Annotated in this window: 15 protein-coding genes; 13 read left to right on the top strand and 2 right to left on the bottom strand. The window is 56.8% G+C overall.

What is annotated here, in order from left to right; all coding sequences use genetic code 11:
* The 10 genes from pseG (at position 1) to C7459_RS00140 (ending at position 8312) form a co-directional block, all read left to right on the top strand.
* Positions 1 to 1134 carry a UDP-2,4-diacetamido-2,4,6-trideoxy-beta-L-altropyranose hydrolase gene (gene pseG / locus C7459_RS00185; RefSeq protein ID WP_170119174.1) on the top strand — a complete coding sequence of 378 codons (1134 nt, stop codon included), beginning with the start codon at positions 1 to 3 and terminating at the stop codon, positions 1132 to 1134.
* On the top strand, positions 1131 to 1682 hold the full coding sequence (gene pseH, locus C7459_RS00180) for a UDP-4-amino-4,6-dideoxy-N-acetyl-beta-L-altrosamine N-acetyltransferase (protein ID WP_109685046.1): 552 nt from the start codon (positions 1131 to 1133) through the stop codon (positions 1680 to 1682). Before pseG ends, pseH begins: the two co-directional genes overlap by 4 nt.
* 18 nt (positions 1683 to 1700) lie before the next feature.
* Entirely contained in the window at positions 1701 to 2105 is a 405-nt protein-coding gene (locus tag C7459_RS00175; RefSeq protein WP_109685044.1) for a MaoC family dehydratase, read from the top strand.
* A gap of 5 nt (positions 2106 to 2110) precedes the next feature.
* Entirely contained in the window at positions 2111 to 3160 is a 1050-nt protein-coding gene (gene pseI, locus C7459_RS00170; protein WP_109685042.1) for a pseudaminic acid synthase, read from the top strand.
* A gap of 22 nt (positions 3161 to 3182) precedes the next feature.
* Positions 3183 to 4130: a dTDP-glucose 4,6-dehydratase gene (locus C7459_RS00165; protein WP_109685040.1), complete on the top strand. Its 948-nt coding sequence runs from the start codon at positions 3183 to 3185 to the stop codon at positions 4128 to 4130.
* 14 nt (positions 4131 to 4144) lie between these two features.
* Positions 4145 to 5341 carry a UDP-4-amino-4,6-dideoxy-N-acetyl-beta-L-altrosamine transaminase gene (gene pseC, locus C7459_RS00160; RefSeq protein WP_245884351.1) on the top strand — a complete coding sequence of 399 codons (1197 nt, stop codon included), beginning with the start codon at positions 4145 to 4147 and terminating at the stop codon, positions 5339 to 5341.
* 167 nt (positions 5342 to 5508) lie between these two features.
* Complete coding sequence (gene fliD / locus C7459_RS00155; RefSeq protein ID WP_109685036.1) at positions 5509 to 7062, top strand: flagellar filament capping protein FliD; 1554 nt, start codon at positions 5509 to 5511, stop codon at positions 7060 to 7062.
* Positions 7063 to 7084: 22 nt separating this feature from the next.
* Complete coding sequence (fliS, locus tag C7459_RS00150) at positions 7085 to 7495, top strand: flagellar export chaperone FliS (protein ID WP_109685034.1); 411 nt, start codon at positions 7085 to 7087, stop codon at positions 7493 to 7495.
* Entirely contained in the window at positions 7495 to 7839 is a 345-nt protein-coding gene (gene fliT, locus C7459_RS00145; RefSeq protein WP_109685032.1) for a flagellar protein FliT, read from the top strand. Before fliS ends, fliT begins: the two co-directional genes overlap by 1 nt.
* 155 nt (positions 7840 to 7994) lie before the next feature.
* The gene (locus C7459_RS00140; protein WP_170119173.1) at positions 7995 to 8312 is read left to right on the top strand and encodes a flagellar protein FlaG; all 318 of its coding nucleotides are present in this window, start codon (positions 7995 to 7997) and stop codon (positions 8310 to 8312) included.
* A 51-nt stretch (positions 8313 to 8363) separates the two neighbouring features.
* On the opposite strand, the gene C7459_RS00135 is transcribed toward C7459_RS00140, so the two are convergent.
* Together C7459_RS00135 and C7459_RS00130 are read right to left on the bottom strand one after the other, a co-directional pair.
* Positions 8364 to 8762, bottom strand: a complete 399-nt coding sequence (locus C7459_RS00135; protein ID WP_109685028.1) for a hypothetical protein — start codon at positions 8760 to 8762, stop codon at positions 8364 to 8366.
* 12 nt (positions 8763 to 8774) lie between these two features.
* Positions 8775 to 9059, bottom strand: a complete 285-nt coding sequence (locus C7459_RS00130) for a hypothetical protein (protein ID WP_109685026.1) — start codon at positions 9057 to 9059, stop codon at positions 8775 to 8777.
* Positions 9060 to 9210: 151 nt separating this feature from the next.
* On the opposite strand from C7459_RS00130, the gene C7459_RS00125 reads away from it, so the two are divergent.
* The 3 genes from C7459_RS00125 to rocF are packed head-to-tail and all read left to right on the top strand — an operon-like array spanning position 9211 to position 13815.
* A complete protein-coding gene (locus C7459_RS00125) occupies positions 9211 to 10344 on the top strand; it encodes a metallophosphoesterase family protein (protein ID WP_109685024.1) in 1134 nt (377 codons plus the stop codon).
* A complete protein-coding gene (locus C7459_RS00120) occupies positions 10341 to 12887 on the top strand; it encodes an ATP-binding protein (protein ID WP_109685022.1) in 2547 nt (848 codons plus the stop codon). The genes C7459_RS00125 and C7459_RS00120 overlap by 4 nt, the downstream gene beginning before the upstream one ends.
* Before the next feature lie 28 nt (positions 12888 to 12915).
* Positions 12916 to 13815 (top strand): arginase, encoded by a 900-nt coding sequence (gene rocF / locus C7459_RS00115; RefSeq protein ID WP_109685020.1) that lies wholly within the window; start codon positions 12916 to 12918, stop codon positions 13813 to 13815.
* Positions 13816 to 13998: the final 183 nt, after the last annotated feature.

The following is a 13998-nucleotide window of genomic DNA, read 5'->3' as shown; positions in this document are numbered from 1 at the left end:
ATGAAGCGCAAGGGCCTACAGATCGTTTTTCGCGCTGATTCTTCGACCGAGATCGGGACTGGACACGTGATGAGATGCCTGACGTTGGCTGACGAATTGCGCGCACGCGGAGCGCGCATTGCTTTTCTCTGTCGCGAACTGGACGGCAATCTGTGCGACTATATCGAAACTATCAAAGGACATGCTGTTTTTCGCATGCCGGTGATTCCTGATCTTGAGGAGTCTTCGTTGAGTTTTTATGAGCGGTGGATGGGGGCTTCGTGGGCGCAGGATGCTCTGCAGGTGCAGGAAATTCTCCAAGAGTTGGACCCCCCCGCTGACTGGTTGATTCTCGATTCCTATGCGTTGGATCAGCGCTTCGAATCGCGCATGCGCCAATGGGTGGACCAGATCATGGTGATTGATGACATGGCAGACCGCCCGCATGACTGCGATTTGTTGCTCGATCAAAACTTGTACCCCAATCTCGAGACGCGTTACGACGCACTCGTGCCCAAGGACTGCCGGATGTTGCTCGGCCCGCGATATGCGTTGTTGCGCCCCGAATTTGCAAGTGCTCGGGAAACGTTGCGCCAACGCGACGGACAGGTGCGGCGAATGCTCGTCTTTTTTGGGGGGAGCGATCCGACAGAAGAGACGGAAAAAGCCTTGGAGGCACTGCGAAGCTTGAAACTAGACCACGTGACCGTGGATGTTGTGGTCGGAGGTGCGAATCCGCGCAAGGCGCAAATTGCCGCGCTCTGCGCCGAACTGCCAACCGCGGTTTTTCACTTGCAGATTCAAAATATGGCGGAGTTGATGGCATCGGCCGATCTGGGGATTGGTGCGATGGGGTCCGCCACGTGGGAACGGTGCTATCTGGGGCTGCCCTCGATAACGGTCGTGGTCGCTGAGAACCAAGCGGAGACCACAGCGGCGGTGGAGGCGGCGAAGGCCGTTTGGAACTTGGGTTGGAGCGATGAGGTGACACCTGCGAAACTAGCAAAGGCTGTCTATGACATGATGCAGGCTCCCGATCAACTGCTTGAGATGAGCGAGGCTGGTCTGAAACTGATGGGCAGCCGTCAGGACCTCGGGATCGGCGGTCCCGTCTCACAGGCAATATACTCCCGATATGAGGTGGACCCAGCATGACGATTCGTTTGCGTAAGGTGACTCCGAATGACTTAGAAATGGTGATGAACTGGCGGATGATGCCGGAAGTTACCAAATACATGTATACCGACCCGGTTTTGACCCTCGAAGATCAGCGCAAGTGGTATGAGACCACTAGTCAGAGCGATACCGAAACATACTGGATCATCGAACTGCTCGAAGGAGCAGTTCCGGTGGGGCTGATCTCGGTCAACTTCATCGACCGACGCAACCAGCACTGTGCATGGGCGTACTACATCGCCGATGAACGCGCTCGGGGCAAAGGGTTGGGAACGCTCCTCGAATGCAACATGTATGACTATGTCTTCGATCGGTTGGAGCTGAACAAGCTGTGGTGCGAAGTGTTTTCCTTCAACGACAAAGTTGTGCAAATCCACCAAAAGTTCGGTTCGGAGGTTGAAGGGGAGTTCAAGGAACACATTTGCAAAAACGGGCAGTTTTACGACGTCATTCGGATGGGAATTACCCGTGCGAAATGGCAGAGCATCAAGGCCACGTACAACTACCGCTCGATCGAGATTCAATAACACAAGGGAGGAAGTCAAATGAAAGTTGGCGATACAGCATCGATCACCAAGAAAATCACAGCTGCCGATGTGGAAAGCTTTGCCGAACTCTCGCTCGACACCAATCCGTTGCATCTCGATGAGCAGTTTGCAGCCCAATCCCGATTTGGCCGAAAAATCTCTCACGGCGCTTTGGTCTCCGGTCTGATCAGCGCGGTGCTCGGAACCAAGCTGCCAGGGCCGGGTACGATCTACCTCAGCCAGAGCTTGAACTACCATGCGCCTGTCTATCATGAGGATGAAGTCACAGCGAAGGTTACCATCGAGGAGATCAAAGACAAGCGAGACAAACAGATTTTTCGCTGCAGCACGATCTGCACCAACCAAACGAATGACGTGGTGATGGACGGAGAAGCGTTCGTCATGTTGATGAAGGAGCAGTGAGGTAGATGAGTAACTTTTCGATTGCAGGTCGGATGGTTGGGCCTGATCACCCGCCATTCATCATCGCGGAGATGTCAGGCAATCACAATCAATCCTTGGAGCGGGCGTTGGAGATCGTCGAAGCCGCTGCGCAAGCAGGAGCACATGCGCTGAAAATCCAAACCTACACCGCAGACACGATGACGTTGGACCTCGAAGAAGGCGAATTTTTCATCAACGACCCCAACAGTCTGTGGAAGGGCACTTCGCTCTACAAGCTTTACCAAGAGGCCTACACCCCATGGGAGTGGCACAAAGCGATTTTTGATCGGTGTCGCGAACTAGGTATGATTGGGTTCTCGACTCCGTTCGACGAAACGGCAGTCGATTTTTTGGAGTCCTTGGACGTGCCCTGCTACAAGATCGCTTCATTTGAAAATACAGACCTCCCCTTGATTCGCAAAGTCGCGGCGACGGGCAAACCGATGATCATCTCCACCGGGATGGCAACTGTGGCCGACCTCGACAAAACGGTGCGAGCGGTGCGCGAGGCAGGTTGCGAACACTTGGTGCTGCTAAAGTGTACCAGCACCTACCCCGCAACGCCGGAGAATACCAACATTCTGACGATCCCGCACATGAGCGAACTGTTCAACATCCAAGTCGGCTTATCCGACCACACGATGGGCGTCGGGGTCGCTGTGGCGAGCGTCGCGCTGGGGGCAACGGTCGTCGAGAAGCATTTTACGCTGCGCCGTGCTGATGGTGGCGTGGATTCTGCATTTTCGCTGGAGCCAGAAGAGATGCAGGCGTTGGTCGTCGAGACGGAGCGCGCGTGGCAGTCGCTGGGTCGAGTGACCTACGGAGCGACCAAAAAGGAGCAGGACTCCTTGAAATATCGTCGTTCGCTGTATATCACAGAAGACATCAAGGAAGGCGATGTGCTGACCAAGGGGAACCTGCGGGCGATCCGTCCAGGTCTTGGGTTGTCACCGGAACACTACGAACTTGCGCTAGGCAAGCGAGTCAGCCGCGATGTGAAACGCGGTACGCCTCTGAGCTGGGATTTGATCTAACATTTGCGGGGAGTTGTGAGAGATGAACGTATTTCTGACTGGCGGTGCCGGTTTTATCGGGCGTTGGGTCGCGAAACGCTTGCTGGAGGATGGACATAAGGTGTGGATTCTCGACGATCTCTCCAACGGTCGTGCCGAAAACTTGGACGAGTTCCAAGGCCACCCGAACCTCCAAGAATTTGTCGTGGGCGACATCAAAAACGAAGCGACGCTCGCAGAGCTGTTCGCGAAGGGTCAATTCGACCTCTGCTATCACCTCGGCGCCTCGATCAATGTCCAAGACTCGATCGATGACCCGCGCACGACGTTCAACAACGACACGGTCGGCACGTTCTATGTGATGGAGCAAGCGCGCAAACACAACGTCAAAGTCGTGTTTATGAGCACCTGCATGGTCTACGAGCGTTCCTTCGACGAGTCGGGCATCGCGGAAACGCACCCGACCAAACCGGCATCTCCGTATGCAGGTGCCAAGATCGGCGCGGAGAACATGGTGCTCTCCTACTTCCACTCCTACGGCTTGCCGGTCGTCGTCGTACGCCCGTTCAACACCTATGGACCGTTCCAAAAAACCGGCGGTGAGGGCGGCGTTGTCGCGATCTTCGTGCGCAACCAACTCAAAGGTCTGCCGCTGAAAATCTACGGCGAAGGCACGCAAACTCGCGACTTGCTGTTCGTGGAAGACTGCGCACGATTTGTCGTGGAGGCCGGCTACAGCGATGCGGTCAACGGAGAGATCGTCAATGCAGGTCTCGGTCGTGACATCGCGATCAATGACCTCGCAGCGCTGATCTCCGGCGGCACGGTGGAGATTGAACACATTGAACACATCCACCCGCAAGCGGAGATTCACAAGCTGCTCTGCAACTACGAGAAGGCCAAACGCTTGATGGGCTGGGAGCCGCAGGTGTCGCTCGAGGAAGGCATCGAACGCACGCGTGAATGGATCAAGACCAGTCACTTGATGTAAGGGAGGAAACCTCGTTGGAAAAACTCGCCCTCTACGGCGGCGCACCTGTGCGCACCTCCGTGCTCTCCTATGGTCAGCAATGGATCGAGGATCATGACGTGCAAGCGGTGGTCGACACCTTGCGCGGCAGCTTTATCACACAAGGCCCAAATATCGACGCCTTCGAACGTGCCGTGGCAGATTCCTGCGGTGCGAAGTATGCGGTCGCTTTCAGCAACGGCACGGCCGCGTTGCACGGAGCTGCATTTGCCGCGGGCATCGGGCCGGGCGATGAAGTGATCACCTCTCCGATCACCTTCGTGGCTTCTTCGAACTGTGTTTTGTACCAGGGCGGTACGCCCGTTTTTGCTGACATCCGTCCCGACACCTACAACCTCGACCCGGAGGCGGTGCGCGCCAAGATCACGGAGCGCACCAAAGCCCTGATTCCCGTCGATTTCACCGGCCAGCCGGCAGAGATGGACGCCTTCCGTCGCCTTGCTGATGAGCATGGGCTGGTGTTGATCGAGGATGCGGCGCATTCGATCGGCGCGACGTACAAGGATCGCAAGGTCGGAACGCTGGCTGACATGACGATGTTTTCGTTTCACCCGGTCAAGCACATCACCACGGGCGAGGGCGGGATCATCGTCACCGATCGCGAGGAATATGCGGAGAAGTTGCGCCTGTTCCGCTCACATGGCATCACCCGGGACGCGAAGTTGCTGACCAAGCCGGATGAAGGTCCTTGGTACCATGAGATGCATGAACTCGGCTACAACTATCGCATGACCGATTTGCAAGCGGCACTTGGCACGTCGCAGATGCAGCGTCTCGATGAGTTTGTCGCGCGCCGCCGTGAGATCGTCGCCGCATACGACCAAGCCTTTGTCGAATTCGCAGGCATCGTGACACCGTTCCAGCACGAGGATACGAACTCCTCGTGGCACCTCTACATCCTGCGCTTCCAACGCGACAAGTTCACTGCATCACGCAAGCAGATCTTTGAGGCGCTGCGTGCGGAGAACATCGGCGTCAACGTGCATTACATACCCGTCTATACTCAACCGTACTACCAAGGTCTGGGGTACGAAAAAGGTCTTTGCCCGCATGCGGAGGCCTTGTACGAGGAGATCATCACGATTCCGCTGTTCCCCAAGATGAGTGCAGAGGACATCGCAGACGTCATCCGCGCAGTTGGAAAAGTACATGCACACTTCTACAAAGCTTGACAAAAAAGTCCGCCGAAACTTCAGGCGGACTCTTTTTGTATCTAAACGGCGATTGGACGAGATAGATCTAGATAATCTCCCCAAACGCCTGAATATCGCACTCATGTCGTGTCCATCCCTGCCGATACAGAGACTAGAGATATATTCGGTAAAGGAGTGATTACGTCATGCCAATCCGCATCAGTGGTTTGGGGACCTCTGGTCTCGACACAGATACATTAGTCAAGCAACTCATGCAAGCCAAGCAGATTCCCATCGACAAAATGGTTCAAAAGCGCACCACCCTCGAGTGGAAACGAGATGCATATCGAGATATGAACACGACGTTGGCGGGTCTCCGTTCCGCCGTCGATAAAGTCAACCTCAGCACGACGCTCGCAGCGAAGAAAGCAACGTCGACCGATGACACCAAAGTCACGGCGACCGCTTCCAGCAGTGCGAGCAACGGGACGTATAGCTTGGAAGTGAAACAGGTGGCGAAGGCTGCGCAAGTGACCAGTGGAGCTCTAGGGGTCGCCTCGAACACAGCGCAGAGCATCACCGCCTCGGCGGTCGAATTCAACCTGACTGGCGAACTGGGCACGAAAAAGATCTCCATCGCCGCAGGAAGCTCGATCACGACCACTGTCAGCCAGATCAATGCCGCCTCCAACCAAACGGGTGTCAAAGCGGTCTATGACAAAGCGATCGACAAATTGACCTTGGTCTCCACCAGCACCGGTGAAGCGTCGAAGATCCAACTCACAGAATTGGACAACTCGCACTTCCTCTCGAACGGGTTGAAGCTGTCTGTCACCAATGATACGACAACGGCAACAGCAGACACGACAGCGACTGTCATCGGGCAGGACGCCATCGTGAACCTGAATGGCACGGGCGACAACAAAGTCCGCACCAACACCTTCACCTTGAACAACGTCTCGTTCTCTCTGAAGAGCGATCCGGCTGCACTCGGCGTCCCTAGCTACACAACCACGTTGACCGTGGAAACGGACATCGATGCGATGTACAACAACATCAAGACGTTCATCGACAAGTATAACGAAGTGATCGACAAACTCGATGCGAAGGTAAGCGAAAGATCCTATCGCGACTTCCCGCCATTGACCGACACTCAAAAAAAGGACATGAAGGACAGCGACATTTTGGCGTGGAACCAAAAGGCCCAATCTGGTCTCCTGCGCAACGATGATTTTTTGAAACCGGCGATGGATCAGTTCCGTCAGTACATTACGACACCAGTGGCGTCGATCGCCGATCCGATATACAATTCGATGACCTCGATTGGCATCACGGGTGCTGCAGTAACCGGGAGCAACAAGTACCAGTATGCCGACAAGCATCTCTACATCGACGAGAAAAAACTGCGCGAAGCGCTCACCGATGAGCCGGACAAAGTCGTGGAGTTGTTCACGAAGTACAACACTAGCAGCTACGATTCGCACGGCGTCCTCACCAAATCGAGCGATGAGGGGATCGCGTCCCGCTTGTCGTATGCACTGAAAAACGTCATCAACCGGATGGGTGATCGCGCCAGCACGAGTCCTTCTACGAGCCCATTGACCAAGCAGATCAACGACTATAACACGCAGATCTCGACGCAAACTTCGAAACTCGGCAGTTATGAGCAGCAATACTATTCGCAATTCGCAGCGCTCGAGAAAGCACTGTCCAAAATGAATGCGCAAGGCAGCTGGCTGATGTCTCAACTAGGCCAGTAATTTTAGGAGGAGGAACCTATACATGTCGATGAACGCGAACGCCTACAAACAAACGTACAACAATGCACAAGTCATGACCGCTCCTCCGGGCGAACTCACCCTCATGCTCTACAACGGTGCGATCAAGTTCTTGAAGCTCGCCATCAACGCGATGAAAGCCAAGCAAATCGAGGAGACGAACAAAAACATTCAACGTGCACAAGACGTCATCTCGGAACTGATGTGTACGCTGAACATGGACGTGGAGATCTCCAAGAACCTGATGGCACTCTACGACTTCATGAACCGTCACCTCTTGCAAGCCAACATCAAAAAAGACCCGGCGCTGGTGACGGAAGTGCTCGACCTCGTCGAAGACCTTCGCAACACGTGGGTTGAAGTGATCAAAGTCAACCGAAGCCAATCGGCACAAGTGGCAAACGGACTGGCCTAATGCAAGAGTTCCTCACATCTTACCGTGACCTCACACAGGCGATCATCGACCTGTTCCTTACGAGCGAGCGAATTGTTGATGCCGAACGCTTAGATGAGCTGCTGGCACAGCGCGACAAACTGATTGAACGCCAATCGACGTTGCCCAACCTGCGAGGGGAACCTGCCTTGCAGCGGTTGACCGAGGAGATCGTGCAACTCGACGCCCGCGCTCGGGAGTTGTTGCGCGAGGCGATGCAGGAGACCCAGCAATCGATTCAGCAGTTGAACACGCAGTCTCGCCGGACGTCCGCCTATGAGCAAGCGTACCAGCCTGACGCGATGTTTTTCGATAAAAAGAAATGACAAAAAAGCACTAGACATCCTCTGTCCACAGTCCTTCATAGCCCTTTTCACATTCCACCTGTGGATAGATGTAGGTTTATACACAGTAGCTGTGAATAACTTATCCAGAATTGTGAATAACTTTCGCATGGGATTGTGAAAAGGGAGGGATTTGCTTGCAAATTTCGAAGTATCCACAGCCAACATCACCAGTCGAAGCGGAAGTGCGTGTGCAGGCACCGAGCCCTGCGCCAGCCAAGAAAGTCACAGCGGAACAAGTTACCGACGGCATGGCCAGACTGCGGAAAAAACTCGAAGAGATGCAGGGTACGAAGGTGCAGATGAACTATGACAAGGACATCGATCGCGTGATTATCCGCTATACCAGCCAGTCCACTGGCGAGGTAGTGCATCAGATCCCAACTGAGAAGTTCGTGGAATTTGAAAAGGAATTTATCAAATCTGTCGGCTTGCTATTTGACCACAAAGCCTAGAAAAGCCCATCCCTGCAGACGCGGGGATGGGCTTTTACGCAATCGCTACAACTACTGCACTTGGTCAAATGTCAGCACGACCGAGACGAGCATCAGCAACAGGGCCGCGACCAGCAACGTGACGTCACGACCGCGCTCGCGCAGCACGACTTTGTCGCGCTCGTTGAGCTCTGCCTTCACTTTTTCATTCTCAAGGTGTTCCTCGCGGGTCTTGATCTTCATCAGCTCGACGTAATTTCGCAACCCCATCCGGCGGCGGAAACTAAACAGGCGGGAGAAGATCACGACCCCGACCATCAAGTAGATCAGTCCGAACTGAAACACGCCGTTCGAGATCCGGGTGTACAAATCCAACGTCGTGTCCGGTCGATACCGCAACCATTGGTAGAGCACGATCACCACGGCGCTGACCAAGCCGATGATCAGCCCACGCACGATTCCCTTGCGCATGGTGTCCCCTCCTTACAGGTTGTAAATGCTCTCGACCTCTTCGATTTCAAACTCCATCGTCCGCTCCTTGTTGCGCTCGCGGAAACTGACGACATAATGCGTATACGTGCGCTCTTGCAACAATAGATCCGTCACATGGAAGTCGGTCTGCAACTTCGCGGCCAAATCGGTTTTGGCGGCCTGTGCTTCTTCATCAGGTGCGATCATCTCAATCGCCACCATCTGCGTCCAACTCAACAGCAGCAAATCAAGGTCCGGCATGATTTCAACTTCCAGATCGTCTACGTAATCAGACACAGAAATCCCTCTCTCGTTTCAAAGCTATTTCCTATCTTACCACATTTTCCTTCGAATCAACCCTCCCAGCCCTTTCGCAGCAGGGAAAAAGCAGACCTATCCAGAATTGGTAAGACAGAGATTTTTACGGAATAGGAGAGTGAAGTCGACCATGCGCGAGACGATCAGACTGTTGCAAGCGGGCGACCTGCACATCGGCACCGCATTTTCCGGAAGCGGGTTCGGGGTTGAAAAAGCACGTCGCCGCCGCCGGGAAGTATTGGGGACGTTTCGCCTGCTGTGCGAAGCGGCCCTCACCCATCGGGCGGATGTGCTGCTGTTGACCGGCGACCTCTTCGAAGCAGAGTGGGTGACAGAAGCGGAAGTTTCCGAAGTGCGCCACTTGCTCGGCAAACTTCAACTGCCCGTGCTGATCACCCCTGGCAACCACGACGCCCTGCTGAGCGGCGGCCCCTACTCGTGGGGCGAATGGCCGGACAACGTCCACCTGTTCGGCCCAGCGGTGGAGGCGAAGACCTTCCCCGAGCTCGGCCTCACCGTACATGGATACGGCTATGGGCAGAAGTGGGTGCGTGACAACCCGATGGCAGGCTATCGGGTGCCAGCGGACGGACTGTTGCATGTGGTGATGATCCACGGCTCCTATGAAGCGCCTGAAGCAACCCCTTATTGGCCCGTCTCGCGTGACGAACTGCTCGCGCTGGGTGCTGACTATATCGCGCTCGGACACTACCACCAAGCGCAAGTCCTGCTCGACGAGGCCGGACTGATGCAAGCGGCCTATGCGGGCAGTTTGGAGCCGCTCGGCTACGACGAGACGGGAGAGCATGGCGCGTTCCTGTTGCAACTGCAGCGCGGCGGGGCACGGGTGGAATGGCTGCCGATCGCGCAGCGCGCCTACCGTCGCGTGGAGGTCGAACTCGACGGCTGTACCCACCTGCTCGATGCGGCCGACCGAATCCGCGCAGCCGTCCCCGAGGCGTGGCGCGGGCGCGACCTGTTGGAGATCGTGCTGGGCGGAGCGGTCGATCCAGGTCTGCATCTCGACGCACACGACCTCACCGAACGCTTGCAGGGCCTCGCGTTTCACGTGCGCCTCACCGACCGCACACACCCCGACCTCGACGGGGATGCCTATCTCCCGACCTCGGCGGCGGGACGCTATGTCGCCAAGTTGCGCGAGCGGCTGGCAACCGAAACGGATGAACAAAAGCGCAGGCTGCTCGAGCGTGCGCTGGTGATGGGACTGAATGCCTACGAACGCGGCAAGGTGGTGAACGCATGAAACTCCTAAAAGCACACATCGACGGATTCGGCCGCTACACCAACCGAGACTTTGCGTTTGGTGACGGCCTCAACGTCATCTATGGCAAAAACGAAGCCGGCAAGTCCACGCTCCAACACTTCCTGCTCGCCATGCTCTACGGGCAGAAAAACCCCAAGCGCAAGCGCACCGTCTATTTGGAAGAGGAGCAAAAGTACCGCCCGTGGCAGACCAGCACCTACGGCGGTGTGCTCTGGTTCGAAGTCGAGGGCACGGAGTACCGCATCGAGCGCAACTTGCGCCGCGAGGACGAATGGGTGCGGCTGTACCTGCAACAGAGCGGCGAGGAGATCACCGACCGCTTTGAGCTGGATTCGCGCAAGGAACCGAACTTTGCGCAGGTGTTGGTGGGCGCGGACCGCGACCTTTTTGCCCATGCCTTGTGCGTGGGGCCGGTGCGCGACCGCGACCGGATCGCATGGCTGCGAGATAGTGTCCGCGCAGGCGGCGAGAGCGCGGAGGGCGACGCACCTGCCACCCAAGAGCAACAGCAGATGCGGCTCGCCACCGAGGCGATCACCAAGCGCCTCGAAGCCCTCGGCAGCGAGCGTGCTGCCACCAAGCCGTATGGACAAGCTGTGAAACTGCGCGACGATCGCCATCGCGCTCTCAACGATGCCTTGGAGCGCGAACGCACCCAAGCGGGGGCTCGACAAGCGGCGGAGCAGACGGAGAGCGAGTGGCAGGAGTTTGCGCGCGAGGAGCAGATGTTGCGCGACCAACTGACCGACCAACTCGGTCAGTACCTGAGCATGCAGGAGGTCAGACGCACTGAATTGCGGGTGCAGGTCGAACAACTGACGCACGCGCTGGAGCAAAACCGTGCGGCGGCAACGACGGAACTTGCGAACCTCAACGAAGAGACCTTCCGCGAACTGCAAACGGACTTCAACCGCTTGCTCAACGCCAAAAAGGAACTCGACAACTACCAAAAGCGCCTCGACACGCTCCAAGCGGAGTCCAAGGAAGCCTCGCGCTATGTCGCGGAGCACCGCGCTTTTGAAGAATCGCAACTGCTCGACGTCGAACGCATGGCCCAGCGTCTGGAATGGTATGAAGCGCACGCCAGCGAACAAGTGGAGGAGACCGATGAGAGCGAGCGCGTTGCGATGCAGGTCGCTCAGAAACAAGCGCGGGGCAAAGTCTGGATGGGCGGTGTGGCGGCCGTTTTGACGACGCCGCTGACCTTCCTGCATTGGGCGGCGATCCTCGTCGTCCTCGCCTGCGTGGCGTTCACGGTGTTGACCTTCCTCACGATCTCGCGCATCCAGAGCGACATCGAGCGCTGGGAAGCGGCGCGGGAGCAGGAAGCCTGCGAGCGCGAAGCGGTGCGCCATGAACAGGAACGGCTGGAGCAGCAATTGCAAGACTTGCTCGCCCGCTTCCAAGTCGACACGCCGCGCCAATACCGTCAGAAGTGGAACGCGCTGGTCAAGGCCCGCGAGCAAGTCACCCTCTACGAGCGCCAGACGTTGTGGCTGTCGGGTGAAGTGTCCCGCGCCACCGGGGAGCGCGACATCCTCGCCCGCCGCTTGCTCCGCCAGCTCGGGGGTCAAGAGACGCAGGCGAGCTCCTTGGACGCGGAACGACTGCGTGCGGAGATCGCGCGGTGGGAGACGCGCTTCAGCGAGGCGCGTGCGCTCCACCAACAAGCGACGGTCTGGGAGCGCGAGTTGAATCAATTGCAGTTCGACTTGCAGACGTTGGAATCCGACCTGTCCCGTTGGGCGGAGATCGCCGCCCGGTTTGGTGTATCTCCCCAAGCTCCGTCCCTGCTGTGGCAAGCGGAGGAAGTGGCAACACACGACCTCGACGCTCTCTACCAGAGTTGGGATGCAGCCGAACGCTTGCTGCTCGATCAGAAAAGCACCGTCGCCGTCGCCCAAACGCGATACGCGACGCTCGTCGAAGGACAAAAATCGCTCGCGGACCTGTTGCTGGAGAAGGAACTTGCGGACGCGGACCTGCATCTGCTCACAGAGGAGCGCGAGGCGTTGCTCCTCGCAGCCGAAGTCTGGGGCGAGGTGCGCGATGAATTGTACCAAGCGATCGCACCGAAGTTCGCCGCGACACTGGCCGACGTCTCGTCCCGCGTCACACAGGGGCGCTACGGCGAAGTGTTTCTCGACGGCACCGACGGGATCACCGCTGTGTCGCCCGACTCCGGCTACACGGTCGATCTCTCGGCGCTGAGTGAAGGCACGATCGACCAGATCTCGTTTGCGATGGGGTTGGCGCTGTCCGGCTGGAGCATCTCCGGCGGGGAACGACTGCCGCTGTTGCTTGACGAGCCATTCCGCCGCTATGACGATGACCGCCTCGACGCGGTGCTGGGCGTGTTGCGCGAGGAAGCCCTGCAACGGCAGATTTTCCTGTTCACCTGCCGCGAGCAGGAAGTGGAACGCGTGATGCAAACGGGCGGCGAACCTGTCCGACTGGTCGAGTTACAAGATGGTAAGTATGGTATGATAAGAGATGAACAACCTAGCACTGCACACCTATAAGTCGCGAACTCTAGGGGGAAACTTACATATGAAAAAAACCATCAGTGTCATCGGCGTTCCGATGGACTTAGGTCAAGGGCGCCGCGGCGTCGACATGGGCCCGTTCTCCATCCGCTATGCAGGGTTAAAGGAACGCATCGAACGCCTCGGCTACACCGTTCATGACCAAGGCAACGTCAACGTCCCACAGGCAGAATCTCACCATATCCATGACGAAAAACTCAAATACCTCCCGGAAGTCACCCGCGTCTCCGAAGACCTCGCTTCGAAAGTGAAGGATGTCGTCGAGCAAGGGCACTTCCCTGTCATCCTCGGCGGTGACCACTCGATTGCGATCGGTTCGATCGCCGGGATCACCCAAAAGTACAAAAAACTCGGCGTGATCTGGTTCGACGCCCATGCGGATTTCAACACCGAAGACAGCACGCCGTCGGGCAACATCCACGGCATGCCGCTGGCTTGCTGCCTCGGGGTCGGCCACGAGAAGCTCGTCAACATCGCAGGGTTCGCGCCGAAGATCCAACCGGAGAACGTCGTCATCGTCGGCGCGCGTTCGGTTGACCGCGATGAGCGCCTGTTGCTCAAGCAACACGGCATCAAAGTGTTCGACATGCACGAAGTTGACAAGCTCGGGATCGCCAAAGTCATGGAAGAAGCGATTCGCATCGCAGGGGAAGGCACGGATGGCATCCATCTCTCGCTCGACCTCGACGCGATCGATCCGGACATGGCACCGGGCGTTGGAACCCCGGTTCTGGGCGGCATCACCTATCGCGAAGGTCATTTCGCGATGGAACTGCTGTTCCAATCGAACAAAGTCATCTCCTGTGATGTCGTCGAAGTCAACCCGATCCTCGATGAACACAACAAAACCGCACGCACCGCAGTCGATCTGGTCTGCTCGCTGCTTGGCGAAGCGGTCATGTAAGGAAAAAAGGCTCCCTCCGCAACCGTGCGGAGGGAGCCTTTTTTTTCGTAAAACCAAGTAAGCAGGGAGGTATTGACGGTCTCGCTAATTAGGGGGTATACTTACCTGAAAAGTTGGACTTGGCAGATGGTGGAACGCTCCGCATCTGACCTGTATATCTTAGAATAGACTTGGGAAAAGGGA

Source organism: Tumebacillus permanentifrigoris (assembly GCF_003148565.1).
GTDB lineage: Bacteria > Bacillota > Bacilli > Tumebacillales > Tumebacillaceae > Tumebacillus > Tumebacillus permanentifrigoris.
Note: the sequence above shows the minus strand (reverse complement) of the source record. Positions and strands in the feature narration are given on the sequence as shown.

What these genes read in the sequence shown, in the direction of transcription:
- C7459_RS00165 (WP_109685040.1), top strand. Translation starts at nt 3,183, where the DNA reads ATGAACGTATTTCTGACTGGCGGTGCCGGTTTTATCGGGCGTTGGGTC.
- fliS (WP_109685034.1), top strand. Translation starts at nt 7,085, where the DNA reads ATGTCGATGAACGCGAACGCCTACAAACAAACGTACAACAATGCACAA.
- pseH (WP_109685046.1), top strand. Translation starts at nt 1,131, where the DNA reads ATGACGATTCGTTTGCGTAAGGTGACTCCGAATGACTTAGAAATGGTG.
- fliD (WP_109685036.1), top strand. Translation starts at nt 5,509, where the DNA reads ATGCCAATCCGCATCAGTGGTTTGGGGACCTCTGGTCTCGACACAGAT.
- C7459_RS00135 (WP_109685028.1), bottom strand. Translation starts at nt 8,762, where the DNA reads ATGCGCAAGGGAATCGTGCGTGGGCTGATCATCGGCTTGGTCAGCGCC.
- pseG (WP_170119174.1), top strand. Translation starts at nt 1, where the DNA reads ATGAAGCGCAAGGGCCTACAGATCGTTTTTCGCGCTGATTCTTCGACC.
- pseI (WP_109685042.1), top strand. Translation starts at nt 2,111, where the DNA reads ATGAGTAACTTTTCGATTGCAGGTCGGATGGTTGGGCCTGATCACCCG.
- rocF (WP_109685020.1), top strand. Translation starts at nt 12,916, where the DNA reads ATGAAAAAAACCATCAGTGTCATCGGCGTTCCGATGGACTTAGGTCAA.
- fliT (WP_109685032.1), top strand. Translation starts at nt 7,495, where the DNA reads ATGCAAGAGTTCCTCACATCTTACCGTGACCTCACACAGGCGATCATC.
- C7459_RS00120 (WP_109685022.1), top strand. Translation starts at nt 10,341, where the DNA reads ATGAAACTCCTAAAAGCACACATCGACGGATTCGGCCGCTACACCAAC.
- C7459_RS00175 (WP_109685044.1), top strand. Translation starts at nt 1,701, where the DNA reads ATGAAAGTTGGCGATACAGCATCGATCACCAAGAAAATCACAGCTGCC.
- C7459_RS00125 (WP_109685024.1), top strand. Translation starts at nt 9,211, where the DNA reads ATGCGCGAGACGATCAGACTGTTGCAAGCGGGCGACCTGCACATCGGC.